The organism is Streptomyces yerevanensis, assembly GCF_000716805.1.
Lineage (GTDB): Bacteria > Actinomycetota > Actinomycetes > Streptomycetales > Streptomycetaceae > Streptomyces > Streptomyces flaveus.
The window spans coordinates 125,516-148,910 of record NZ_JNWJ01000045.1; the positions used below are offsets into that span (position 1 = coordinate 125,516).

Annotated in this window: 21 protein-coding genes and 2 pseudogenes; 6 read left to right on the plus strand and 17 right to left on the minus strand. The window is 69.4% G+C overall.

The features are described 5' to 3' along the window. The first annotated feature begins 159 nt into the window (after positions 1 to 159). Positions 160 to 873 carry a hypothetical protein gene (locus OP79_RS35525; protein WP_033326099.1) on the plus strand — a complete coding sequence of 238 codons (714 nt, stop codon included), beginning with the start codon at positions 160 to 162 and terminating at the stop codon, positions 871 to 873. Between the two features lie 228 nt (positions 874 to 1,101). On the opposite strand, the gene pcaDC is transcribed toward OP79_RS35525, so the two are convergent. From pcaDC to OP79_RS35560, 7 genes are read right to left on the minus strand one after another with little or no spacing between them, the layout of a single operon-like run. Further along, positions 1,102 to 2,244, minus strand: coding sequence for a bifunctional 3-oxoadipate enol-lactonase/4-carboxymuconolactone decarboxylase PcaDC (gene pcaDC / locus OP79_RS35530; protein WP_078492199.1), 1,143 nt, complete (start codon positions 2,242 to 2,244; stop codon positions 1,102 to 1,104). Next, positions 2,241 to 3,578, minus strand: coding sequence for a 3-carboxy-cis,cis-muconate cycloisomerase (gene pcaB / locus OP79_RS35535; RefSeq protein WP_033326101.1), 1,338 nt, complete (start codon positions 3,576 to 3,578; stop codon positions 2,241 to 2,243). Before pcaB ends, pcaDC begins: the two co-directional genes overlap by 4 nt. Beyond that, complete coding sequence (gene pcaG / locus OP79_RS35540) at positions 3,575 to 4,150, minus strand: protocatechuate 3,4-dioxygenase subunit alpha (protein ID WP_033326103.1); 576 nt, start codon at positions 4,148 to 4,150, stop codon at positions 3,575 to 3,577. Before pcaG ends, pcaB begins: the two co-directional genes overlap by 4 nt. Before the next feature lie 2 nt (positions 4,151 to 4,152). Next, positions 4,153 to 4,923, minus strand: coding sequence for a protocatechuate 3,4-dioxygenase subunit beta (gene pcaH, locus OP79_RS35545; RefSeq protein WP_033326105.1), 771 nt, complete (start codon positions 4,921 to 4,923; stop codon positions 4,153 to 4,155). Positions 4,924 to 4,956: 33 nt separating this feature from the next. Beyond that, a complete protein-coding gene (locus tag OP79_RS35550) occupies positions 4,957 to 6,159 on the minus strand; it encodes a thiolase family protein (RefSeq protein ID WP_033326108.1) in 1,203 nt (400 codons plus the stop codon). Beyond that, on the minus strand, positions 6,156 to 6,800 hold the full coding sequence (locus tag OP79_RS35555) for a CoA transferase subunit B (RefSeq protein ID WP_033326110.1): 645 nt from the start codon (positions 6,798 to 6,800) through the stop codon (positions 6,156 to 6,158). Before OP79_RS35555 ends, OP79_RS35550 begins: the two co-directional genes overlap by 4 nt. Continuing rightward, a complete protein-coding gene (locus tag OP79_RS35560) occupies positions 6,800 to 7,555 on the minus strand; it encodes a CoA transferase subunit A (protein ID WP_033326112.1) in 756 nt (251 codons plus the stop codon). The genes OP79_RS35555 and OP79_RS35560 overlap by 1 nt, the downstream gene beginning before the upstream one ends. A 217-nt stretch (positions 7,556 to 7,772) precedes the next feature. On the opposite strand from OP79_RS35560, the gene OP79_RS35565 reads away from it, so the two are divergent. Then, positions 7,773 to 8,237, plus strand: a complete 465-nt coding sequence (locus OP79_RS35565) for a MarR family winged helix-turn-helix transcriptional regulator (protein WP_033326114.1) — start codon at positions 7,773 to 7,775, stop codon at positions 8,235 to 8,237. 12 nt (positions 8,238 to 8,249) lie between these two features. On the opposite strand, the gene OP79_RS35570 is transcribed toward OP79_RS35565, so the two are convergent. The 6 genes and pseudogenes from OP79_RS35570 to OP79_RS35590 form a co-directional block, all read right to left on the minus strand. After that, entirely contained in the window at positions 8,250 to 9,161 is a 912-nt protein-coding gene (locus tag OP79_RS35570; protein ID WP_245685558.1) for a DUF3048 domain-containing protein, read from the minus strand. 203 nt (positions 9,162 to 9,364) lie between these two features. After that, positions 9,365 to 9,587, minus strand: a pseudogene (locus OP79_RS52490) (ATP-dependent DNA ligase); the annotation flags it as partial. Positions 9,588 to 9,644: 57 nt separating this feature from the next. Further along, positions 9,645 to 10,415 carry a carbonic anhydrase gene (locus OP79_RS35575; protein ID WP_033326116.1) on the minus strand — a complete coding sequence of 257 codons (771 nt, stop codon included), beginning with the start codon at positions 10,413 to 10,415 and terminating at the stop codon, positions 9,645 to 9,647. A 208-nt stretch (positions 10,416 to 10,623) separates the two neighbouring features. Next, positions 10,624 to 11,256 carry a GNAT family N-acetyltransferase gene (locus OP79_RS35580; protein WP_033326118.1) on the minus strand — a complete coding sequence of 211 codons (633 nt, stop codon included), beginning with the start codon at positions 11,254 to 11,256 and terminating at the stop codon, positions 10,624 to 10,626. A 186-nt stretch (positions 11,257 to 11,442) separates the two neighbouring features. Continuing rightward, complete coding sequence (locus OP79_RS35585) at positions 11,443 to 13,647, minus strand: OmpL47-type beta-barrel domain-containing protein (RefSeq protein ID WP_033326185.1); 2,205 nt, start codon at positions 13,645 to 13,647, stop codon at positions 11,443 to 11,445. 35 nt (positions 13,648 to 13,682) lie between these two features. Then, complete coding sequence (locus tag OP79_RS35590; protein WP_078492201.1) at positions 13,683 to 16,199, minus strand: ThuA domain-containing protein; 2,517 nt, start codon at positions 16,197 to 16,199, stop codon at positions 13,683 to 13,685. 186 nt (positions 16,200 to 16,385) lie between these two features. On the opposite strand from OP79_RS35590, the gene OP79_RS35595 reads away from it, so the two are divergent. After that, positions 16,386 to 17,339 carry a multicopper oxidase domain-containing protein gene (locus OP79_RS35595; RefSeq protein WP_033326122.1) on the plus strand — a complete coding sequence of 318 codons (954 nt, stop codon included), beginning with the start codon at positions 16,386 to 16,388 and terminating at the stop codon, positions 17,337 to 17,339. Positions 17,340 to 17,428: 89 nt separating this feature from the next. Here the strand turns inward: OP79_RS35595 and OP79_RS35600 are convergent, their stop codons facing one another. After that, positions 17,429 to 17,980 (minus strand): GNAT family N-acetyltransferase, encoded by a 552-nt coding sequence (locus OP79_RS35600; RefSeq protein ID WP_033326124.1) that lies wholly within the window; start codon positions 17,978 to 17,980, stop codon positions 17,429 to 17,431. A 79-nt stretch (positions 17,981 to 18,059) separates the two neighbouring features. Then, positions 18,060 to 18,434: a VOC family protein gene (locus OP79_RS35605; protein ID WP_033326187.1), complete on the minus strand. Its 375-nt coding sequence runs from the start codon at positions 18,432 to 18,434 to the stop codon at positions 18,060 to 18,062. Between the two features lie 340 nt (positions 18,435 to 18,774). On the opposite strand from OP79_RS35605, the gene OP79_RS35610 reads away from it, so the two are divergent. Beyond that, positions 18,775 to 19,827 (plus strand): PP2C family protein-serine/threonine phosphatase, encoded by a 1,053-nt coding sequence (locus tag OP79_RS35610; protein ID WP_342669571.1) that lies wholly within the window; start codon positions 18,775 to 18,777, stop codon positions 19,825 to 19,827. A 20-nt stretch (positions 19,828 to 19,847) separates the two neighbouring features. On the opposite strand, the gene OP79_RS35615 is transcribed toward OP79_RS35610, so the two are convergent. Further along, entirely contained in the window at positions 19,848 to 20,321 is a 474-nt protein-coding gene (locus OP79_RS35615; RefSeq protein WP_033326125.1) for an HIT family protein, read from the minus strand. Between the two features lie 122 nt (positions 20,322 to 20,443). Between OP79_RS35615 and OP79_RS35620 the strand changes: the two genes are divergently transcribed. Continuing rightward, the gene (locus tag OP79_RS35620) at positions 20,444 to 21,496 is read left to right on the plus strand and encodes a LacI family DNA-binding transcriptional regulator (protein ID WP_033326127.1); all 1,053 of its coding nucleotides are present in this window, start codon (positions 20,444 to 20,446) and stop codon (positions 21,494 to 21,496) included. A 132-nt stretch (positions 21,497 to 21,628) separates the two neighbouring features. On the opposite strand, the gene OP79_RS35625 is transcribed toward OP79_RS35620, so the two are convergent. Then, a complete protein-coding gene (locus tag OP79_RS35625; RefSeq protein ID WP_033326129.1) occupies positions 21,629 to 22,855 on the minus strand; it encodes a glycoside hydrolase family 64 protein in 1,227 nt (408 codons plus the stop codon). 382 nt (positions 22,856 to 23,237) lie between these two features. Here OP79_RS35625 and OP79_RS52495 point away from each other — a divergent pair. Further along, a pseudogene (locus tag OP79_RS52495) lies at positions 23,238 to 23,354 on the plus strand (WhiB family transcriptional regulator); the annotation flags it as partial. Positions 23,355 to 23,395: the final 41 nt, after the last annotated feature.

The window sequence follows — 23,395 nt, forward strand, 5'->3', positions numbered from 1 at the left end:
AAGAAGTCCTCGTTCGCTGAGGGCGGTGGCGTCGCCGGTCTCGTAGGGGACCCTGTTCTGTTACGCGTCGGACACGTGTCCCGTGCCGGGCGCGGGGCCGGGCAGAGTACGGGTATGGGGAGACGCGGGGGAGTTGTGGGATGTGTTGCGAACGGCTGCTTGGTTCTGAATGTTCTCCTGCTCCTCTTCGTCGGCTATGTGGTGACGTCGATCTGGCTGAAGGACCGCCAGGCCGAGGAGCAGGCCGAGGACGAGGTGACCGCCGCCGTGCAGCAGACGCGTAGGCTGCTCTCGCGCGAGGCTGAGGACGGTTCGCTGCTGGGTACGGAGATCCAGCGGGCCGTCGTGAGCCAGCAGCGCCAGGTCAAGGTGCGCAGCGAGGTCCGTCGGGACGGTCGGCGGGTGACCGTGACGGTGTACTACACGGGGTTCGCGGGCGGTTGGTTCGGTCCCTCCGGTGACGACTCCGGCTGTTATCGCTTCGCAGTGGTCCCTGCCGCCGCTCTGCCGCCCGTCTCCGTGAGGGAACTGCCGGAGGAGGAGTGCGGGTTCCGTACGGAGCCCCGCCGCCGTCGCCCGTCGGCGGACGTTGTCGAGGACGTCACCGCCGAGCTGCGGACGGCGGTGGCCGAGGGCGGGCCGGAGGCCGCCGCGGAGGACGACGTCTGGCGGACCGACGGCGTCCGTATCGAGACCACCGAGATCAGGGACGGTCAACTCACCGTCCTGGCCTGGCTGTTCGGGGAAGACGGCATCAGGAGCAAGTACTGCTACGAATTCCGCGCGAGCGACAAACCTGTCACCGTCACGGCCAAGACGCTGGACGAGGCCGGGTGTTATCGCATCGAGCCGAGGGCGGGCCGCCAGGGGTGAAGCGCCGCGGTGCGCGCAGGTCCGCCTGCGGTTCGCGCATCCAGTTGTGACCTTGGGCCAGGGCAGGGTGCGGTGTACTGGACGCAATGGAGCGCCCTCAACTACCGCTTTTGCTGGGGTAGTTGAGGGCGCAGGTCCGTACCGGACAGGGGAGGCCGGTACGGGGGGGGCAGTGTTACTGCCCGTGCGCCTCTCAGTGTCCGCTCGGGGCGGGGGAACTCATCCGCCTCACCCCATCCCGTCCTCCTCGGCCAGCACCCGCTGAGCCACCGCGAACGCCGAGTTGGCCGCCGGCACCCCGCAGTACACAGCCGTCTGCAAGAGCACTGCACCTATCTCCTCGGGCGTGAGCCCGTTGCGGCGCGCGGCGCGGACGTGCATGGCCAGTTCGTCGTAGTGCCCGTGGGCGACCAGCGCCGTGAGCGTGATCAGGCTGCGCTCGCGGCGTGACAGCGTGTCGTCCGTCCAGATCTCCCCCCACGCGTAACGCGAGATGAAGTCCTGGAACCGGGCCGTGAACGCAGACTGCCGGGCCTGCGCGCGGTCCACGTGCGCGTCACCGAGCACTTGGCGGCGTACCTCCATGCCCCGCTTCGCGCCACCGTCGAAGTGCCCGCGCAGAGCGGTGAGTACGGCCTCCGGCCGTTCGGCGGGGGCCAGGTGCGAGGCGCCCGGGATCTCGGTGAGCGCGGCACCGGGCACGGCGTCGGCGATGTCCCGCAGATGTGCGGGCGGGGTCGCCGGGTCCTCGCGGCCTGCGACGAGCAGAGTCGGCGCGCCGATCCGCGGCAGTCGGTCGCGGATGTCGAAGGCCGCGAGTGCGTCACAGCAGGCGGCGTACGCCTCCGGGGCCGCCGTACGGTGGTCCTCGACGAGCTCCGGAACGGTGAAACCGGGCGTGAACCAACGGGAGTTCGCGTTTGCCGCGAGCTCGCCAAGACCCTCCGCGCGGACGAGTGCGGCCCGCTCCTCCCACGGCTTGGAGCCGTTGAAGTGGGCCGAGGAGCAGATCACGGCGAGGCGGTCGATCCGCTCCGGGTGGTACGCCGCGAGTTGCAGCCCCACCGCACCGCCGAGCGAGACCCCCGCGTACGAGAAGCGGTCGATGCCGAGTGAGTCCGCGAGGGAGAGGACCAGCGAGGCCAGGTCGGCGACGGTCGCGCCGGGTCCGATCAGGTCGGCGGGGGAGCTGCCGTGGCCGGGCAGGTCCCAGCGTATGACCCGGTGGGTTATGGAGAGTTCGGGCGCGACCTGGTCCCACAGGGCTGTCGACGTGCCGAGGGATGGGCCGAGGAGCAGCGGGGGAGCGGTGGCGGGTCCCTCGGCGCGGTGGTGCAGTTGCTTACCGGTCGGGGTCGGCTGGGTGGTCAACGTCGCTCCAGGGCACGGTCGGTGAGGGCTCCCGCGGAGCCGGTGTATTCGGTCGGGTCCGTGAGGGCAGCCAGGTCGAGTTCCTTCAACTCGGGCTCCTCGGCGAGGAGTTCGACGAGCGGCCGGTTCTCCGCCGTGGCCTGCTCGGCGGCCCGGGTGAGCAGCTCCTTCGCGCGGGCTCGCCCGAGCACCGGCGCGAGTTCGGCGGACAGCCGCTCGGAGACGATCAGGCCATGCGTGAGGTCCAGGTGGGCGCGCATCACGTCCGCGTGCACGCGAAGGCCTTCGGTCAGCTCGGCCGCATCGCGTGCCGCGCCGCCGACCAGGCGGAGCAGCTCGCGCAGGGGCTCCCACTCGGCATGCCAGGCACCGGCGGGGCGTTCGTCCTCGGCTGCCAGGGAGCCGTATAGCGTCGCGGCGAGCTGCGGCGCACGGCGGGCCGCGGCGGCGATCAGCGTGGCGCGCACGGGGTTCGCCTTGTGCGGCATCGCGGAGGAACCGCCGCCGGAGCCCTCGCTCAGCTCGCGGATCTCCGTACGGCTGAGCGTGAGCACGTCCGTCGCCGCCTTGCCGAGGGCGCCCGCCGTGAACGCCAGCGCCCCCGAGAGATCGGCGACCGGAGTGCGCAGGGTGTGCCAGGGCAACACCGGTGCGGCGAGGCCGACTTCACGCGCGTACGCCTCGACGAGCGCGCCAGTGTCCGAAGCCCCGTATGCGGTGAAGGCCGCCAACGTGCCCGCCGCACCCCCGAGTTGAGCCGGGAGAGTGTCGCGTACCGCCTGGAGGCGATCCCGGGCGTCCAGCACCAGGGACCGCCACCCCGCCGCCTTGAGACCGAAGGTCGTCGGCACCGCGTGCTGCGTCAACGTCCGCCCCGGCATGGCCGTGTCCCGGTGCTCCCGCGCATGCCGGGCGAGCGCAAGCTCCGTACGGGCCAGGTCCGACAGGACGAGGTCAAGGGTCCGCGCGGCCACCAGCATCGTGGCCGTGTCCATGATGTCCTGGCTGGTCGCGCCACGGTGGACGTACGGGGCGTACTCCGCATCCGCCGCGCCGACCGCCGCGGTCAGATCCGCGACCAGCGGGATCACCGGATTGCCGCCGCCCCGCGTGCGCAGCGCGAGGTCATGGACGTCGAAGCGCGCCGCGTCGGCCGCTGAGTCCACAGCCGCTGCGGCCTCCGCAGGCGCGAGGCCGAGCGCCGCCTGCGCACGCGTGAGCGCCGCCTCCGCGTCCAGCAGCGCCTGGAGATAGGCGGTGTCGCCGGTCGCGGACGCGGCGGGGGAGCCTGCCCACCCGGGGGCGAGCAGGCTGTCGGTGTCGCCGAGGGTCACTGGAACTCCAGGAAGACCGTTTCGCCTTCGCCCTGAAGGCGGATGTCGAAACGGTACGTGCGCCGCTCACCGGGCTGCGCGACCAGCGTGGCCCGGCGCCCGTCCGGCAGCGAGTCGAGCAACGGGTCGGCGCCGTCGGCCAGATAGGCCCGCGTGTACAGGTGGTGCAGCAGGCCGCGGGCGAACACGCACACGCTGATGTACGGCAGCCCGGCGTTGCCCGGCGGCAGCGTATACAGCGCGTAGTGCCCGTCGGCGTCCGTGGCGACCCGCCCGAAACCGGTGAAGTCGGTGCCGTTGCGGCCGAGATAGCCGCCGGTCACCGGGTTGCGGCGCAACGAACCCGGCGCGCCCTTCAGGGAACCGTCCGGGGCCGCCTGCCAGAACTCCAGGATGGCGTCCGGGATCGGCTTGCCCTCGCCGTCCAGTACGTACCCGTGCAGCGTGATCTGGTCGGGGTGCCCCTTCGGAGCCACCTGCTCACCCTCGGGGAAGGGCAGTGCGTACCCGTAGAAGGGGCCGACGGTGTGGGAAGGGGTGGGGAGGACTTGCCCCGTGGTGTTCTCGGTCATGCTCAGCGACCTTCCTCGATCCAGGTGGCGGAGGGACCGTCGAGAACGATGTCCCACTCGTAGCCGAGCGAGAACTCGGGTTGCGAAAGGTCGTGGTTGTACTGCGCGACCAGGCGGTTGCGGGCCGACTCGTCGGTCACCGAGCGCAGGATCGGGTCGTACGGGAAGAGCGGGTCGTTCGGGAAGTACATCTGCGTCACGAGCCGCTGCGTGAACGCCGTGCCGAACATCGAGAAGTGGATGTGCGCGGGGCGCCACGCGTTGGTGTGATTGCGCCACGGGTACGCGCCCGGCTTGATCGTCCGGAAGAAGTACCGGCCCTGATCGTCCGTCAGGGTCCGTCCCACACCGGTGAAGTTGGGGTCGAGCGGCGCCGGGTGCTGGTCACGCAGATGCGCGTACCGGCCCGAGGCGTTGGCCTGCCACAGCTCGATGAGCTGGCCGCGCACCGGGCGCCCGTCGCGGTCGAGCAGCCGCCCGGAGACGGTGATGCGCTCGCCGAGCGGCTCGCCCTGGTGCTGCACGGTGAGGTCGTTGTCGATCTCGGTGATGTCGGTCGGACCGAACACCGGACCGGACAGCTCGACCGTCTCCGGGTCGCCGCTGTTCACCGCGACCAGCGGCTGCTTGGGGTGACGCAGCACGGAGCTGCGGTACGGGGCGTAGTCGCGCGGCGGGTGGTGCTGGACCGGGGCGCCGCCGGCGACGGCCTTGTCGTACGCGTTCTGGGCGTCGTTGATCTCGATGTCGATGTCTGACTGGGTGAGCGTCATGAGGATTCCGATTCCTACGGGTCCTGGGCGGTCTTAGCGTTCGAGGACGAGGGCCAGGCCCTGGCCGACGCCGATACAGAGGGTGGCGACGCCGACTCCCGAGCCCTTGCGGGCGAGTTGGTGGGCAACGGTCCCGGCGAGCCGGGCACCGGAGGCGCCCAGCGGGTGGCCGAGGGCGGTCGCACCGCCCTGCGGGTTGAGGATCGCCGGGTTGAACTCGGGCCACTCGGCTACGCAGCCGAGGACCTGGGCGGCGAACGCTTCGTTGAGTTCGAGAGTTGACAGATCGCCAAATCCCTTGCCCGCCTTGGTGAGGGCGCGGTTGACGGCCTCGACAGGTGCGAGCCCGAAGTAGTGCGGGTCGATCGCGGAGACACCGGAGGCGGAGACGCGGGCGAGCGGCTCGCGGCCGGTGGCTCGCAGGCCGTCCTCGTCGACGAGCAGCAGGGCCGCGGCCCCGTCGTTGAGCGGCGACGCGTTGCCCGCCGTCACCGTCCCGTTCTCCTTGCGGAAGGACGGCTTGAGCTTCGCCATCGCGGCGAGGGACGCGTCTGCGCGTACGCATTCGTCGGCGCCGAAGACGACCGGGTCGCCCTTGCGCTGCGGGATCGACACCGGGGCGAGCTCGGCGTCGAACAAGCCGTCCGCCTGGGCGCGGGCCGCCTTCTGATGGGAGGCCAGCGCGAACTCGTCCTGCTGCTCCCGGCCGATCTTGTGCTTCTCGGCGATCAACTCCGCGCTCTCGCCCAGCGGGACGGTCCACTGCGGGTCCATCTTCGGGTTGACCATGCGCCAGCCGAGCGTCGTCGAGTACAGCTCGGTGTGCCCGGCCGGGAAGGGCTTGTCGCTCTTCGGCAGCACGTACGGAGCGCGGGTCATCGACTCGACACCGCCGGCCAGGGCGATGGAGGCGTCGCCGAGCGCGATGGCCCGCGCGGCCTGGATGACGGCTTCGAGCCCGGAGGCGCACAGCCGGTTGACGGTCACCCCGGGCACGGACGTGGGAAGGCCCGCGAGGAGGGCGGCCATCCGGCCGACGTTGCGGTTCTCCTCGCCCGCGCCGTTCGCGTTGCCGAAGTACACGTCCTCAATCCGGGACGGGTCCAAGTCGGGCGTACGGGCGAGGAGTTCACGGATGGCGTGCGCACCGAGGTCGTCCGGGCGTACGCCTGCCAGCGAGCCGTTGTACCTGCCGAACGGGGTGCGGACGGCATCGACGATGTAGACGTCCTTCATGCGATCTCCTCGGGAGTGCGAACCTTCGCGGCGGTCTTCGCGACGATCTCCTCGGTCTCGACACCCGGCGCGGTCTCCACCAGCATCAGGCCCTCGTCCGTCACGTCCAGCACACCCAGATCCGTGATGATCCGGTTGACGCACGCCTTGCCGGTCAGCGGCAGCGCGCACTCCTCCAGGATCTTCGGCGAACCGTCCTTGGCCGTGTGCGTCATCACGACGATCACCCTGCGGGCGCCGTGCACCAGGTCCATGGCACCGCCGATGCCGGTGATCAGCTTGCCGGGGATGGCCCAGTTGGCGAGGTCCCCGCCGGCGGACACCTGCATGGCGCCCAGTACGGCGACATCGATGTGGCCGCCGCGGATCATCCCGAAGGAGAGGGAGGAGTCGAAGTACGAGGCGCCGGGCAGGACCGTGACGGTCTCCTTGCCGGCGTTGATGAGGTCGGGGTCGACCTGGTCCTCGGTCGGGTACGGGCCGGTGCCGAGGATGCCGTTCTCGGACTCCAGGATCACCTCGACGCCCGGCGGGAGGTAGTTGGGGATCAGCGTCGGCAGTCCGATGCCGAGGTTCACGTACTGGCCGTCCTCCAGCTCGCGCGCGGCGCGGGCCGCCATCTCGTTACGCGTCCAGGCCATCAGGAACTCACCGTCCGCTGTTCGATCATCTTGGCGTTCGCCTGCTCGGGGGTCAGGGCGATCATCCGCTGTACGAAGATCCCCGGCAGATGCACCGCGTCGGGGTCGATCTCGCCCGGCTCGACGAGTTCCTCGACCTCGGCGATCGTCACCCGGCCCGCCATCGCGGCGAGCGGGTTGAAGTTGCGGGACGACTTGTTGAAGACCAGGTTCCCGTGCCGGTCGCCCTTGGCCGCCCGTACGAGCGCGAAGTCGGTGCGGATGCCGTGCTCCAGCACGTACTCCGTGCCGTCGAACTCCCGCACCTCCTTCGGCGGAGAGGCGAGCGCGACGCCGCCCTCACCGTCGTACCGCCAGGGCAGTCCGCCGTCCGCGACCTGCGTGCCGACGCCGGCCGGGGTGTAGAAGGCGGGGATGCCGGCGCCGCCTGCCCGCAGCCGCTCGGCCAGCGTGCCTTGCGGGATCATTTCGACCTCGATCTCGCCGGCCAGGTACTGGCGGGCGAACTCCTTGTTCCCCCCGATGTACGACCCCGTGACGCGGGCGATGCGGCCCGCCGCCAGGAGTATCGCGAGCCCCGACTCCATCGCCCCGCAGTTGTTGGAGACCACGCTCAGATCGGAGACCTCCCGCTCGTACAGAGCCTGGATCAGAACGTTCGGCACACCGCTCAGCCCGAAACCACCGACCGCGAGCGACGCACCGTCGGGTACATCGGCCACCGCCTCGGCGGCTGTGGCGACCACCTTGTCCATCCGTGAAGCCCCATCTCTTCCGAGCGGTCGGCGCCCTTATAGCGTCTATTACTCAGGGCACTGACTATTTATGCGAGGTTTCCCTCACGCTGCCACTCGCTGGTTCGGTCGTCAAGGTTTCATACGTACTGGCAGGTGAGGTGTGGGTCTCTCTGCGCAGACAGCGGTGTGGGGTGAGCGGTATCGTTCAGTGCACCGACGAATCCGAGGAGCGCACATGGCCGCGGTGGACCTCACCACCCACCCCGGGCACCTGGCCCGGCGGCTGCAGCAGGCGCACTACCTGCTGTGGAACACGATGGTCTCCGAGGAGATCACCTCGCCGCAGTTCGCGGTGCTGAACGCGCTCGTCGCCGAGCCGGGGCTTGATCAGCGCACCGTGGGGGAGCGGGTGGGTCTTGACCGGTCCACCATCGCCGAGGTGATCAGCCGGCTCGGCCGCCGCGGCCTCCTCGACAAGGTCCGCGACCCGCAGGACGGGCGCCGTTTCCTGCTCCGCCTCACGGACGAGGGGGCGCGTACGCATCGCAAGCTGACGGTACGGACGGCTCGGATGAACCAGGTGTTCCTGGCTCCCTTGTCCGCCGAGGAGCAGGCCGTGTTCTTCGAGCTGCTCCAGCGGGTGTCGGACGCGGCGGAGGGGCTTCGTAATCCGGGAGAACCGCTGGTCACGCAGCGCTGACCGGCGTCACGGTCACGCCTTCGCGTACACCACCCAGACCTGGCCCCGGGCGAACGGCAGCGGCTCGCCGTCCTGGGTCGTGAACCGCGTTCCGTCCTCGGCCGACGGGCGGCTCCAGTCGGCGTCGAAGGCGCGGCCGTCGCGCAGGACCGTCGCCGTGCCCGAGCCCACGGTCTCGGTGTACGGGGTGTTGTTGCCCAGGAAGTCCTTGAACCGGGACTTGCGGATCTTCACGTACTGCACGACCACCGTCGCGGCGGCCATCCGCGGTCCGTCGGTCGTCTCGGCCGGCCTGCCGTCCATCGACACCAGCCAGCGGTCCCGGCTCTGGGACCAGGTGAAGGTGAAGCGGGCCGAGGGGAAGCGCACGGTGTGCGAGGCCTCGGCCTTGCCGCCCGCGGGCAGCGCGCCGTACTCGAAGCCGGTGGTCAGCGCGTCCGCTCCGGGGGCGGACTTCATCAGCCGCTCGGGGCGCAGATACAGGTTGTGCGGGGCGGATCTGTCGGTGCCTCGGTAGTACGCCTTCGAGTCCGACTCCGGCGGTGCCGCCTTCAGCGGGGCCTTGTCGATCAGTGGCAGCAACTTGCCCTGCGCTCCCGAGAAGGCGAGCGTCGGCTCGTCGAACTGGCGCAGCAGCTCCAGGTCGGACTCGCGCGCGCTGCGCACCGGCCCGATCGCCTTCGGGAACTTGGTCGCGTACACCGCCATCAGCCGACTGAGGCCGCCCTCCACCTGCTCGGCGTACACGATGTCCGCCGCGTCGATGCCCGTGTGCGGCCGGGCCCGGCTCGCGTTGTCGATCTTCACGGCGAGTACGGAATCGGCGCCTGTGCCGTCGTCCCGCCCGCGACCGTCGTCGGTCTCCTCGGGCGTACAGCCCGCCATGGCGGAGCCCGCCAGTAGCGCGGCCAGTAGTGCCGTCACCAGCGTGGTGCGCCTCGTCCGACCCTTCAGCCCCGTCCGCCTCACACCTACACTGGCCACTGTGCCCCGTTTCGCCGCTTTTTCGATTTGGGATTCAATCAGGTCCTACCCAATCGGCCAAGATCGAAGGCGGTTCAATCGGCCGTGCGGGTAACGCTGTGCGGGTAACAGGGAACAGGCGCGGATGGGCGGTCCTGTCGGTCCTACGGCCCCAGGACCTCCTCGAGGTTGCAGCGAACCGGCTCCTCCAGCTGCACGTACGTGCAGTTCTCAGGCGTCCGGTCGGGGCGCCAGCGGCGGAAGCGGGCCGTGTGCCGGAAGCGCTGGCCGTTCTCCAAGTGGTCGTACGCCACCTCACGCCCGCTCCGGCCTGAGCGGCACCCAGGACAGGTCCTTCTTGCCCGACGCGAGCGAGGGCTGATCCGGCGCGGCGGGCCCCGGCCCTGCTCTCAGTTCCGAGCAGTACCGGGGCCCGCCGTGTGCTCAGGAGGTCCGGTGGACGAGCTGGCTGGTCAATTCGTATCGCGCGCCGACTATGACCAGGTCACCCGTGGCCACCTTGGCGGCGAGATCGGGCTCCGCCGCGAGCCGGGAGCGGACGAGTCCGACATTGGCATCGATCGTCGCGTCGATGCGAGCGTCGCCCTCCTTGCTGTGGTCGATGGCCGGGCTGATCTGATCAGCCAGGTACTGGATGTGGGCGGGCAGTTCCTCGCCGGACTCGTCTGCCTGGACCGCCGCCTTCACAGCGCCGCACGACTGGTGCCCGAGCACCATGACCAGCGGTATGCCCAGTTCGAGCACCCCGTACGCGACGCTGCCGAGCACGGCCTCGTCCAGGACCTCGCCCGCCGAGCGCACCGTCATCAGGTCGCCGAGGCCCTGGTCGAAAACCAGCTCCGGCGGTACGCGGGAGTCGATGCATCCGAGCACGACTGCGAAGGGGTGTTGACCCGACGTCAGCGCCAGCCGGACGGTCGGCGACTCGTCGGGGTGTCGTTCGCGGTACGTGCGCCAGCGGAGGTTGCCCGCCGCCAGTTCCCGCAGGGCTTCCTGCGCGGTGGTCGGCCGGGGGCGCGTGCTGCCGGTGGGAGTGGCGGCGGCGGAGGGGGCGCCGGCGGCGAGACCGGCACCGAGGGCAGCGGTGCCGGTCAGCGCGGCGCGGAGCAGAGAGCGCCGGGCGGGAGCGACCCTGCCGGCGGATGCCGTCGACGCGAGGCCGACAGCTCTGTGAGGTGGGATGTCAGAATTCACAGGGAGGAACGTACGTCTGGATCTGGCCGAAGATCGTTCACGTGGCCGGTTCTTGACGCTCCATGAACCAACCTTGGGTGAATCCATCCCGGATCGTTGTCGGGTCTTGTGACAACCAGGGTGATCGCTTCCAGCCATGTCCTGCGGGACCGTCCGCGCGTCGTGGAGTCCGAGTACCCGAGTACCGGATGGCTGCCGTCACCGACCGTCAAAGCCTGTCGATCTCGTCCGTCGTGCGCCCCAGACAGGTGACCGGCCCGGGGTCCGGCACCTCGATCTCGTGGAAGCCCAGACGGTCGTAGAAGGCCCTGGCCGGGGTGTTGGCCGTCACCATGGTCAGATGGACGGCCTGCACGCCACTGTCCCGCAGAGCCCGCAGGAAGCTCCGCATCAGTGCACGTCCGTGGCCGCGGCCCTGCCATTCGGGGAGCAGGTCGATGTGCAGGTGAGCCGGATACGCGGCGAGTTCCGGGACGACCATCCGCTCGGGGTGGTGCAACAGCCGGACCATCGCCTCGTCCGGGGTGCTTGGCGGACCACTGGGCTCCGGAAAGCGGTCCGCGACCAAGGGCAGCCACTTCGTGCGGAAGGCCTCGGCGAACCGGGGAGTGTCCGCGGTGCCGAGGATGTAGCCGACCGCTTGTCCCTGCCCGTTGTCCAGCACGAAGGCCAGCTCCGGCTCCAGATGGACATACGGAGCCGCGAAGATCGTCGGAAAGATCGCGGGATTCGCGTAGACGGGCCGGCTGTCCTGGCCGTTGTGCGCGGTGCGGACGCAGATGTCGTCGAGGGACTCTCGGTCCTCGGAGCGGTACGGGCGCACGGTGGGAGTCGGAGTCACCGCAGCATCCTGCCTCGTCCGGAGCGCTCCCACAATCTTCCGCCCACATGCGAAGCCAGCCCGGCACGCCTACCGTGGCTCGCATGGTGAAGTGGTGGAGCCGGCGGCGGGCGGGCGAGCCGAAGCGGGTACAGCCGAGCCGGGCGAAGAAGGCGGCGCCTCCACCGGAGGCGCCGCCCGCGGAACCTACAACTCCTTGATCCGGATGTCCCGGTACGAGATCACATCCGTCGTGCCGTGCACCTGGAGCCCGATGTAGCCGGAGGCGAACCGCCGCCCGTCCGTGCCCGGGTCGTCCGAGCGGGGCGGGGTGAAGTCCTGGCCGCCGATGTTGTCGAACTCGTTGATCAGGACGCCGTTGCGGTACACCGAGTAGTGCTGGTCGACCACACGGATCTCGTAGTCGTTCCAGGTGCCCTTCTGGGTGACGCCCGCACCGGCCAGGCCCACGCGGTCGAAGCCGTAGACCGAGCCGGACTTGTACATGTCGCCGTCCGGGCGGTCGTTGATCTGCAACTCGTGCCCGTACTTGATGGCGACCCACTCCGGACGCGACTCCTCCGGATGGTCGTGGACCCACGGGAAGCGCGCGAACACACCCGCGTTGGCGTTCCCGGTGCCCGGCGCGTCGTCACGCCACTGCAACTTCAGCGAGAAGTCGCCGTACTTGCGCTCCGGGAACCACAGCATGCCCATGCCCGAAACCGTGGTGCTGCTGGTCATCGAACCGTCCGCGTTCACCGCGAACCTGCCGCCGCCGACCTGCTGCCACTTCGCGAACGACTCCTCGGAGCCGTCGAAGAGCGTGCGATAGCCCTCGGTCTGGCCTGGCTTGCCGATGCCCGACTGCTTGGCGGCCTTGTTGATGAGGTTGTACTCGCGCTGGACGATGACGCCTTCCTTGAGGAGCGCGTCCAGGACGGTCTTCACGTGCTTCAGGAACAGCGCGTGGGACGTCCACTCCTTCTCGTCCTCGATCAACTCGTTGATGCGGCACCGGTTGTTGGTGACCCGGTTCGGCACACCCGTGTCGACCGTGCCGACGATGACGGTCAGCCGCTCGTCGTACTCGGCGCAGGCGGGCGCCGGCACCCCGCCGCCCGAGGCGACCGTGAAGCTCACGGTCCGCGCGTCGGAGGTGTTGCCCGCCTTGTCGCTCGCTCGGTACGCCACCCTGTGCGCGCCCGCGCGATCGACCACGACGGGCGCGGTGTACGCGAGATACGGCCCGCCGTCCAGCGAGTACTCGATCGTGGCGACCCCGGAACCATGGTGCTCGTCCGTCGCGGTCACCGTCACCTTGGCGCTGTTGATGTAGGCCCCGGAGGAGTTCTTCGTGCCCTCGACGCTCACGCCGGTCACCGGAGGAGTCTTGTCCTCGGCGGGCGGCGCGACGACCGTGAACGAGACGGACTTCTCCGCGGCGACATTGCCCGCCTTGTCCGTGGCCCGGTACCGCACCTTGTGCGCGCCCACCTCGTGGACCATCACCGGAGCCGTGTACGGCTGCCAGGCACCGGAGTCGCCGAGCGCGTACTCGATGGTGTTGACGCCGGAACCGTTGTCGGAGGCCGTCACGGTGACGGTCGCCATGGAGAGGTACGCACCCTCCGAGTTCTGCTCACCGGTCACCGAAGCCGACGTCTCCGGAGCCGTCGTGTCGTCCGTCGACGGCGACGCCACCGTGAACTCCTCCGCCTTCTCGGCGGCGACGTTCCCGGCCTTGTCGACCGCTCTGTAGCGGACCTTGTGGCCGCCCACCTGGTCGATCACCAAGGGCGTGGTGTACGGCTGCCAGGCGCCCGCGTCACCGATCGCGTACTCGATCCGGTCCACGCCCGAGCCCTCGTCGGTCGCGCTCAGCGTCACGGTCGCCGAACCCACGTACGCCCCGTCCGCGTTCTGCGTACCGCTCACGGCCGCCGAGGTCTCGGGCGCGGTCGTGTCCTCGCCGGTGCCCTCGGTGACCACGAGGATGCCCTGCATCTGACCGTGGCCCGGGATGGTGCAGTAGTAGCGGTACCGGCCGGGCGTCAGCGTCACCTCGGCCGTGTACTTGCCGCCCTGGTCGTCGTTCGGATTGGCCAGGATGTTGAGCGGGACGTCGTTGTTGTACTCCGGGTCGGAGACGTCGAAGGTCAACGTGTGCGGCATACCTGTGGTGTTGCCGGTCGCCGTGCTGTTCTCGAAGACGATCGTCGTCGTGCCGGCGACCGCGGTGGTCGGCGCCGACAGGTACTTGTCGATGTCGTTGCCGGCCGTCCACGTCAGCGTCTGCGCGGCAGCGCCGGCGGCTGCCGACGGGGTGCCGGCTCCGTCGGTCTGCCCGGAAGCCGACGTGGACGTCAGCCCGAGCACCATCAGCAGCGACGCCAGAAGCGCCGTCCACAGGCGCGCAGTTCTTCGCCCTCCTATGCGTACGCCCGTCACTGTGCCTCCCTGGCCAGCTGATCGGCGGCCGGCGTCGGAGCGCCGCCCTTGTAAGTGACCTGCCACAGCGCCGACTTGGCGTCCGAGGTGAAGAAGCCGCGGCCGTAGTCGAGGGCGTACAGCGTGCCGTCGGGGCCGAACTTCCAGTCCATGAGGTTCTTGATGCCGTCATTGCCCACGGGGATGATCTTCTTCAGGGACTCGGCGTGCACGGGAATGCCGCCCTGGCCCACGGTCTTGGGGTCGAGCAGGACCGCGTGACGCGGCTGGTCGGCGTCATAGAAGTCACCGACGAACCACTTGCCGTCCCAGTACGACGGCCATGCCCCCGCACCCGCGGATGCCGCGTCATAGCGGTAGACGGGTCCGTTCATCGCCGCCTGACCGCCGCCCTTCAGCCACGGCAGCAGGAACGTCTGCTCCTCCGCCTTGTACGACGGGACGCCGTTCGCGTCGCGCGGGAAGTCGGGGCCGCCGCCCTGGGGCGAGTACCAGATGGTGTTTCCGGTGACCGGCGGCAGGTTGACGAGGCCGTCGTTGTTCGGCGACTCGTTCTTCGGGGCGTCGCAGTCGTACCAGCCCAGCGGCTTCGACGGGTCGGGCAGGTTGCGGTCCCGGTAGGGCTGCTTGTTGCCCATGCAGTACGGCCAGCCGTGGTTGCCCGGCTTGGTGATCGCGGCGAACGTGTCGTACTTCGCCGGGCCCCAGGTCGTCGACGGGTTTGACGCGTCCGGGCCGACCCAGCCCGCGTACAGCGTGTCCGTCTTCTTGTCGACAGAGATGCGCGCGGGGTTCCTGACACCCATCACATAGATCTCGCCGCGCGTCTTGCCGCCGCCCTCGTCGGTCTCCTTGCCGGTGAAGAGGTTGCCCTGGGGCAGGGTGTAGGTGCCGTCCGGCTCCGGGTGGATGCGCAGGATCTTGCCGTTGAGGTTGTTGGTGTTGCCCGACGTCCGGCGCGCGTCCGCGAAGGAGACGCCCTTGTAGTTGGGCTGCGGGTTGTTGCCGGAGTAACCGTCGCTGAAGCCACTGGAGTTGTTGTCGCCCGTGGCGATGTAGAGGTTGCCCTTGGAGTCCCACGCCATGCCGCCGCCCGCGTGGCAGCAGCTGTGGATCTGCACCGGCCACTTCAGCAGGACCTTCTCACTGCTCAGGTCCAGCTTGTTCGTGGCGAGATCGAGCGTGAAGCGGGAGACGCGGCGCTCGGCCATCCGTGTGTCGCGGTTGATCTGCGCGTGCGGTGTGTAGTGCAGATACACCCAGCCGTTCTGCTGGAACGCCGGGTCCAGCTCGATGCCGAGCAGTCCCTCCTCGACCTTGATCAGCTCACCGCCGCCGCCCTTGTTGCCGAACACGGTGAGCGCGCCGGCCAGGGTGACCTTCTTGGTCTTCGGGTCGTAGACGTGGATCTCGCCCTTGCCCTTGCCGATGTCGGGGTTGTTCCAGTCCGTGACGACGGGCGCCGAGGCGTCCGCACCACCGCGGCCGATATAGATCACGCGCCCGTCGGGGGCGGTGACCAGGCCGTGCGGCTCGCCGATCTGGTCGTTCTGACCCGGCTGGTTGGGCTGGGTCAGCCGCTCCGCCTTGTAGTTGGCGTTGATCGCCGCCTTGCAGTCGGCACGGACGAGCCGCGTCGTCCACAGCAGCGCCCCGCGCAGATGCGCACGGAAGTCCGTTTCGTCGTACGAGGCGACCGTGCCGCCCATGCCCGTGTAGAAGGAACGTCCGCCGTCGTAGTCGCGGCACCAGGACACCGGGTGGTCGGCGCCGTTCTTGCTGTCGCCCGGCTGGTACGTCGACTCGCGCACCCGCGCCACGGTGTGCACGTCGCCAGAGGGGTTCTTGACCCAGTTCAGCCAGGCGTCGGGGCGCTTCCACTGAAGCGGCAGATCCTTCGTGGCCGGGTGCTGCCGGTCGCCCACCTCAACGGTCGCCCGCTGCACGGCAGTTGGGCTCGACGCGGCGGGACGGGCACCGACGAGTCCCGTGAACCAGTCCGAGTACGGCTCGGCACGGGCCGCGTCATGGACGCCGAGGAAGCCGCCCCCCGCCTCCAAGTACGCCTCCAGGCCCGCCTCCTGCTCGGCGTCGAGGACGTCGCCGCCGCCGGTCAGGAAGACGACCGCGTTGAAGCGGCCGAGCTTCGTCTCGTTGGTGAACACGGAGGCGTCGTCCGTGGCCGTCACCTTGAAGCGCTGGTTCGCCGGTCCGGTCAGCCCGATCTCCTCGATCGCCTCGATCCCGGCATTGACGACGGGCGACTCGTCCCCGCCCGCCGCGGAGCCGTGGAAGAGCAGCACCCGTACGTTGGCGCCGCCCGGCGGCGACTTGATCGACATCGTTGTCAGCGGCGGTTCGGGGGCCTGGACCGCACTCGCGGGACCGCCGGAGAGTAGCCCCGCGGTGACGAACCCGGCGGTCAGAACGGCCGCCCAGGCCCGTCTCTTCGCCCGTCTGTTTGTGGTCAACTCGCCTAAGGACAGGGATCTTTGATGCGACGCGAACCGCATGGGGTCATCCACTCCTCGTCGGTCACAGCAACAGCGCCAAGGAAGCTAGACCTCTTTGCCCGTCCCGCCAATAGGTACGACCGGAATGGCACGAACTTTGTCCTGAGTGTGGAAAAACGAATGCGGTGCCGCTACCGTCTCAGCGGTTCATCTCCGTAAATTCCGTACCAGGGTGGGGAGTTCGGCATGGACAGACGCGGCTTCAACAGGCGCGTACTGCTGGGCGGTGCGGCCGCCGCGACATCGTTGTCTCTGGCCCCCGAGTCCGTCGGCGCCGCGGAGCCGACGAAGACCGCTCCGGCCGGCGGCGAGGTCAAGCGCATCAAGCTGTACGCCGAGAAGCTCGCCGACGGCCAGATGGGTTACGGCCACGAGAAGGGCAAGGCGTCGATCCCCGGCCCGCTCATCGAACTCAACGAGGGCGACACCCTGCACATCGAGTTCGAGAACACCATGGACGTGGCGGTGAGCCTGCACGTCCACGGCCTCGACTACGAGATCACCAGCGACGGCACGAAGCAGAACAAGAGCGATGTCGAGCCGGGCGGGACGCGTACGTACACCTGGCGCACCCACGCACCCGGCCGCCGCAAGGACGGCACGTGGCGTGCGGGCAGCGCGGGTTACTGGCACTACCACGACCATGTCGTCGGCACGGAACACGGCACGGGCGGCCTCCGTAAAGGGCTGTACGGTCCGGTGATCGTCCGTCGCAAGGGCGACATCCTCCCGGACGCGACCCACACGATCGTCTTCAACGACATGCTGATCAACAACAAGCCGGCGCACAGTGGCCCCAACTTCGAGGCGACGGTGGGCGATCGCGTCGAGTTCGTGGTGATCACGCACGGCGAGTACTACCACACCTTCCATATGCACGGGCACCGCTGGGCCGACAACCGCACGGGGATGCTGACCGGCCCCGACGACCCGAGTCAGGTGCTGGACAACAAGATCACCGGGCCTGCCGACTCGTTCGGGTTCCAGGTGATCGCGGGGGAGGGCGTCGGGGCGGGGGCGTGGATGTACCACTGCCATGTCCAGAGCCACTCGGACATGGGGATGGTGGGGCTGTTCCTGGTGAAGAAGGCGGACGGGACCATCCCGGGGTACGAGCCACATGAGCCGCACGAGCACTGAGCGCGCCGCCGGCGGTGCTGTCTACGTCTACGCGAGAGCCCTGCCGGTTCCTTTCGCAGGGCGGCAGGGCTCTCGCGGTCGTACGAGCGTCAGGCGCCCTGGCCCTTCGAGTCCGGCTTCCAGTCCTGGACGAGGAGCCCGAGCAGCACCTCGTCCAGGAACTCGCCCATCACCCAGGCCGAGGAACGCAGCACGCCCTCGCGGACGAAGCCGTTGCGCTCGGCGGAGCGCAGCATCGCGGCGTTGTCCGACAGCGTCTCGATCTGCAGCCGCTGCAGGCCGCGCACGACGAAACCGTAGTGGCACAGCACCGCGACCACGTCGGTGCCGTAGCCCTTGCCGCGGGAGGACGGCAGCAGCCCAAGGCCGATGTGCGCGGACCGGTTGTGGTTGTCGATGTTCGATAGCACCGCGCTGCCGACCAGCGTGCCGTCGTCCAACTCCACCACGGAGAACGGGACGTGCCGCTGCTCCGTGTCGTCCACCACGAACTGCGCGTCCTTCGAGCCGGGTGTGCTCGGCCGCCACGCCCCGCCTACGGCCCGCGAGTAGTTGACCACGTCGTCGTGGAGCTCGGCCTGCAGGATCGGGATGTCGTCCTCGTGCCGGGCCCTGAGCCCGACCTTGCTGCCCATTAGCATGCAAGCTTCCTATCCGACCGGGCCGGCCGGCGGCAAACCAATAAAAGATCGCCTCAGTGACTGCGATGGCCCGGTGGACTCAGTGGAGGCAGAGACAGAACGGATGGCCGGCCGGGTCCGCGTAAATCCGCCAGTTGGCCTCCGGACGGAGCTGATCCGTCCGCTCCAGCACGGTCGCGCCGAGGGCGAGCGCCCGCTTCTCCTCTCCCTCGAGGTCGTCCACGTCGAAGTCCAGGTGGAGCTGCTGCGGGCGCTCCTGGCTGGGCCATTCGGGCGGTCGGTAGCCGTCCACCCGCTGGCAGGCCAGCGGCGTCCCCTCGAACCCGTGCACCTCGACCCAGTCGGAATCCTCCGGATCCGCGACCACCCGCCCGCCGAGCAGCTCCGCGTAGAACTCCGCGAGCCGTACCGGATCGGCGCAGTCCAGCGCGACCGCCTGCAGCTTTCGAATCACTTCCGACACCCCTCGCTCTTCGGCCGCTTCCGCGACGCCCCCGTACGGGAAGGGTCGTACCCGCCGCGGCGGTCGGCATGCGCGGCGGTACGCCGGACCGCCGCCGGGCTTCACCGAAAGGGGAGGCGGCGGCAGGATCCGCCATCCGGTATGGCGGCGGCCGCGAAGGCGTCGCCCCACGGGGAGCCATGAGCATCAAGGACAGCCGGGCGTTGAGTGGAACACTCGACTCCAGTGAGTCAGGCTGGTGGCCATGCGGTCACTTTTCCGCGCATCCAGCCCATCAGGAGCGGGCGGTCACAGCCGGGTCCTCTTCCGACTCGGGCAGTGTCTGCCGTTCGTGATCATACTGTTCGCGCTGGGCATCGAACTCTCGCCCGCACACGAGGTGATCACCGGTCCCATCCTCGCCGCGATACCGGCACTGGCGGCGCTGACGATGGGCCCGAGAGGCACCCTTGCGGCAGCGCTGGGAGCTTTCTCCGTCACCGTGATCACGGCCACCCTCCACCAGAGCTGGGGTGGCCAGGTCTACAGCAATCTCCTGTCCCTCATCGTGGTGTCAGTAGCCAGCATCACGATGAGTAGTGCCGTACGTGCGCGCAGACAGGGCGAACTGGACCAGGTTCGCCGGATCGCCGAGGCCGCACAACGAGTCCTGCTGAGACGTGTGCCGCCCCGGCTGGGGCCGGTGCGGATGGCCAGCCTGTACCACGCGGCAGAGGCGGGGGCGCAGATCGGCGGCGATCTCTACGCGGTGTCGCAGACCCGGTACGGGGTCCGGATGATCGTGGGTGACGTCCGCGGCAAGGGGCTGCCTGCCGTGCGCCTGGCCGCGGTCGTACTGGGTGCCTTCCGCGAGGCCGTGCACTACGAGGACGAACTGGTGGAGGTGGTGAACCACTGCGCGGCCGCACTGGAACGGGAGTGCGCGGTGCCGAGCGCGATCGATCCGACCGCTGCGGAACACGAGGCCGAGGATTTCGTCACCGCGGTCGTGGTCGAGGTGTCCGACAGCTTCGCGGTCCAGGTGATCAACCGAGGCCACCCGCCGCCGCTGCTACTGCGCCGCGGCAAGGTCGAGGCCTTGATGCCCACCTCGCCGCTGCCGCCCCTGGGACTGGAGGAATTCATCACCGCTCATCCCGCCAAGGCGGAGAGCTACCCGTTCACGCCCGGTGACCGTCTGCTGCTGCACACCGACGGCGTGATCGAAGCGCGCAGCCCCGACGACGGTTTCTTCGCCCTGCCCGAGGCCATGGAAGCGGCGCATAGGTGCAGCACGCCGGAGTTCCTGGAGCAACTGCACCAGGGGCTGATCCGCCACACCGGCGGCTACCTGGCGGACGATGCGGCGATGCTCCTCGTCGAACGGCTCGACGTAGGGGATTGACGGTCGGCGAGCGGGATGCGTCAGGACACCAGTCCGTCCAGTTCCTCACCGATCACCTCGCGCAGGGCGTCGTGCTGAGGACCAAGCGCATACCGCTCGTCGCTCCACCACTCTCGCGGATACAGCCACACGGGCCTCCACACGAGATCGGCCGGCTCCCAGTCGAACCGCGGCCACACATGCGCATGCAGGAACGGGTCGGTGTTCCCCAGAATCTCCAGGTTGACGCGGCGAAAGGCCGGGTCCAGCCGCTTGCAGACGCGTTCGACAGCCTCACCCAGCCTGTCCATGTCGGCCAGGAACGCCAGCCGCTTGCCCCGGGGCAGCTCCGACAGCCGCTGCACCGCAGGATCGTCCGCGAGGAGCACCGAGTATCCCGGGAGGAACTGAACGTCCCCGATCACCGCGAACCCGGCTTCCAGCCTCCGGAGCACCGTGGGATTCCCGCCCCGAAGCGCGCTGCCGATCCGGTCGCTCCGCCAGTCATCAGTCATGATCGGACCCTGCCCCCGACGGGGCCACCCGATGTGGATCCGGCAGGATCGGGGAGCGCTCTCAGCGATGCGGCGACCAGGAGTTATCCTGGCCCGGAACCGCTGCCCTGAGGAGTTCCGAGGTGTCCGAGTCGTCGACCGCGTCGCGCCCCACGTTGGAGGCGGTGGCGGCACGGGCGGGGGTCTCCCGGGCCACCGTGTCGCGTGTCGTCAACGGTGGTGACGGGGTGCGAGAGCCCCTCGTCGAGCGGGTCAGGCGGGCTGTCGAAGAGCTCGGTTACGTCCCGAACCAGGCCGCGCGCAGCCTCGTCACCCGGCGGCACGACGCGGTCGCCGTGGTGATCGCCGAACCCGAGACCAGGGTCTTCGCCGACCCCTTCTTCGCGCTCCAACTCCGGGGTATCAGCAAGGAGTTGACCGCCCACGACTCCCAGCTCGTACTGCTGCTCACCGAGGGTCGCGACGACCATGCGCGGGTGGGCCGCTATCTGGCCGGCGGCCATGTCGACGGCGCGCTCGTCTTCTCCCTGCACCTCGACGACCCGCTGCCCGAACTGATCCACGGCGCCGGCGTGCCGACCGTGTTCGGCGGGCGGCCCGGCTGGGGCGACGGGACGCGCAGCGCGGTCTACGTCGACAGCGACAACCGGGGTGGCGCACGCGAGGCCGTACGCCATCTCGTCGCGCTCGGCCGTACGCGCATCGCCCACATCACCGGCGCCCTCGACCAGACCTCGGCGGTCGACCGACTCGACGGGTTCCGTGACGTCATGGTGGACGCCGACCCCCGGCTGATCGCGGAGGGTGACTTCACCCCGGCGGGCGGCGAGCGTGCGATGCGTCAACTTCTGGACGGTTGCCCGGACTTGGACGGCGTGTTCGCCGCGAATGACTTGATGGCTTCGGGGGCTCTGCGGGTGTTGCGGGAGCGGGGGCTTCGGGTGCCCGAGGATGTCGCGCTGATCGGGTTCGACGACATGTTGCCGGTCGCGGAGCAGACCGACCCATCTCTTACGACGGTCCGTCAGGACATCGAGGAGATGGGTCGGTTGATGGCTCGGCTGCTGTTGCGAGGGCTGAACGCGGGTTCCGCTGGCGCAGGCTCGCAGGAGGGCGTGGGCGCGCCCTCCAGTGTCGTGCTGCCGACGACCCTGGTGCGGCGCGCGTCCGCGTAGGGGCTCGCGGACGCGTCTGCCTGGCAGGGTAGTTGGGCGGCTGCGGGCCCGTTGTGGCTGGTCGCGCCGTTCCCCGCGCCCCTTGGGGGCCTGCGGCCCCCTCGGGGTGCCCCTGACCGCTGCCTACCAGGGCTAGGAACCCACCGTCACCGTGAACCGGCGCGGGTTGCCGTCATGCGCCGCCCCCGATACATCGGGCTCGCCGTCCGGGCGTACGTCGTCGTACGGAAAGGCGTAACCGATGGGGGAGTTGGCGTGCACCACACGCGACCAATGGTTCGTGATCTCGCCCTTGTAGTAGTCGGCCGCCGTTGCGCCGTTCGGCTGGCTGGCGTGCGTGAGCATGATGGAGCGGTTGAAGCCGGCGGCGAGGCGGGCGAGGAGGCCCTTCTTGTCGTCGGGGTCGCTCGGGTTGTTGGTGAACGGGCCGTGGTTGCAGGTGAAGATGTCCTTCGACGTGGGCTTGGCGAAGGTGTGGCCGCCGTTGAAGGTGAGGGTGTCGCCGCTGACCCGGCCGGTGAACACGCCCCGCCCGCCCTGGAGATCGATCTTGAGGTCGGTCGTACGGTACTTCTCCCAGACCTGGTCGATGTAGCTGTTCCAGACGTCGCGGAACGGCATCTCGGCGGGGCGGTCGAAGTAGGGCGCCATCAGGTTCTGCGGGGAGATCACCCGGAGTACGGCACCACCGTCGCCCCGGATGACGAGCTTGTCCCAGGGCTGTCCGTCCTTCGCCGACTGCGCCGCGAGGTCGGAGGCGATCTTGTCGACGGCGCCGTCGGGCAGCGGGGCAACGGTGTGCGTGGCGTCGCCCTCCAGGGTCAGGCCGATCGGTAGGGCGGTCACCAGGTCGACGTAACTGATGTTGGCGAAGAGCTGCTGGGAGTTGAACGTGAACTCGCAGAACGACCAGGTCTTGCCGTAGTTCGCGTCGGTGGGCGTGGCGAAGGCCGGTTCCACCAGCCCGGGTCCCGGGTTGAGGAAGAAGTCAAGCGTGTCGTCGCGTACGAAGTAGACGCGGGCGCCGTACATCTGAGGCAGCGTCAGCACCTTCGGCGCGGAACCGGCGGCACCGAGCGGGATGGCGCAGTCGACGGGCAGCGGGGTCTGGGGCGCCGAGGGCGACTCGGGCCGGTAGACGCCGCCGTCGGCCCGCAGCAGCACCCAGTTGCCGGTGGACTGCTCGTGCCCGGTGACGTATGCGCGCACCGTGCCCGGCAACGAGGCGTTCTGCAGGGCGAGTTCGCAGGTGGCGGGGGCAGCCTTGGCATCAGGACTGAGAGCGCTTCCCCAAACGGGGTAGCTCGCAGCGGTCCCTATAGCGGCAGCAGTGGTCAGGAACGTTCTACGTGAGATCACGGAAGGTCTCCTGGGGTGTGGGGGGTTGCCGAGCGGGCCGATGTGTGGGGATCGGCTCCTGCGGTCTGCACCAATGTCCCCAGGGGGAGTTGAGTCGTCAAGGGTTACGACTGAGAGCGCTCCCAAAATCTTCACTCGTTCAGAAGTTGACCGCACCCCGGAAAAGCCCGCACCCCAGCCACGATGTGCCCGCACCCTTCCTCCGGCGGGAGGGGTCGTGGGCCGGTGTGTCGTATGCCCGTCGCTTAGCTCCGGTCTCGGAGGACCAGGACCTTGTACCGGGCCAGGGTCGTATGCCCGCCCTGCGACGGGCTGACGCACCGGCCCACGACCCCGCACCCCCCACCCACCCCAGGGGCGCGGGGAACGGCGCGACCAGCTGTGCGAGATGCGGTCCGCCTGCCTCCAGTACGCGCTCGCCAACGACGAACGGTTCGGCGTCTGGGGCGGCCTGTCCGAGAAGGAACGGCTCAGTCTCCGGCGGACACACCAGCAGTAGTCAGAGCTTCGTTTCTCGAAATTCAGTCCACGTGGCGGCCA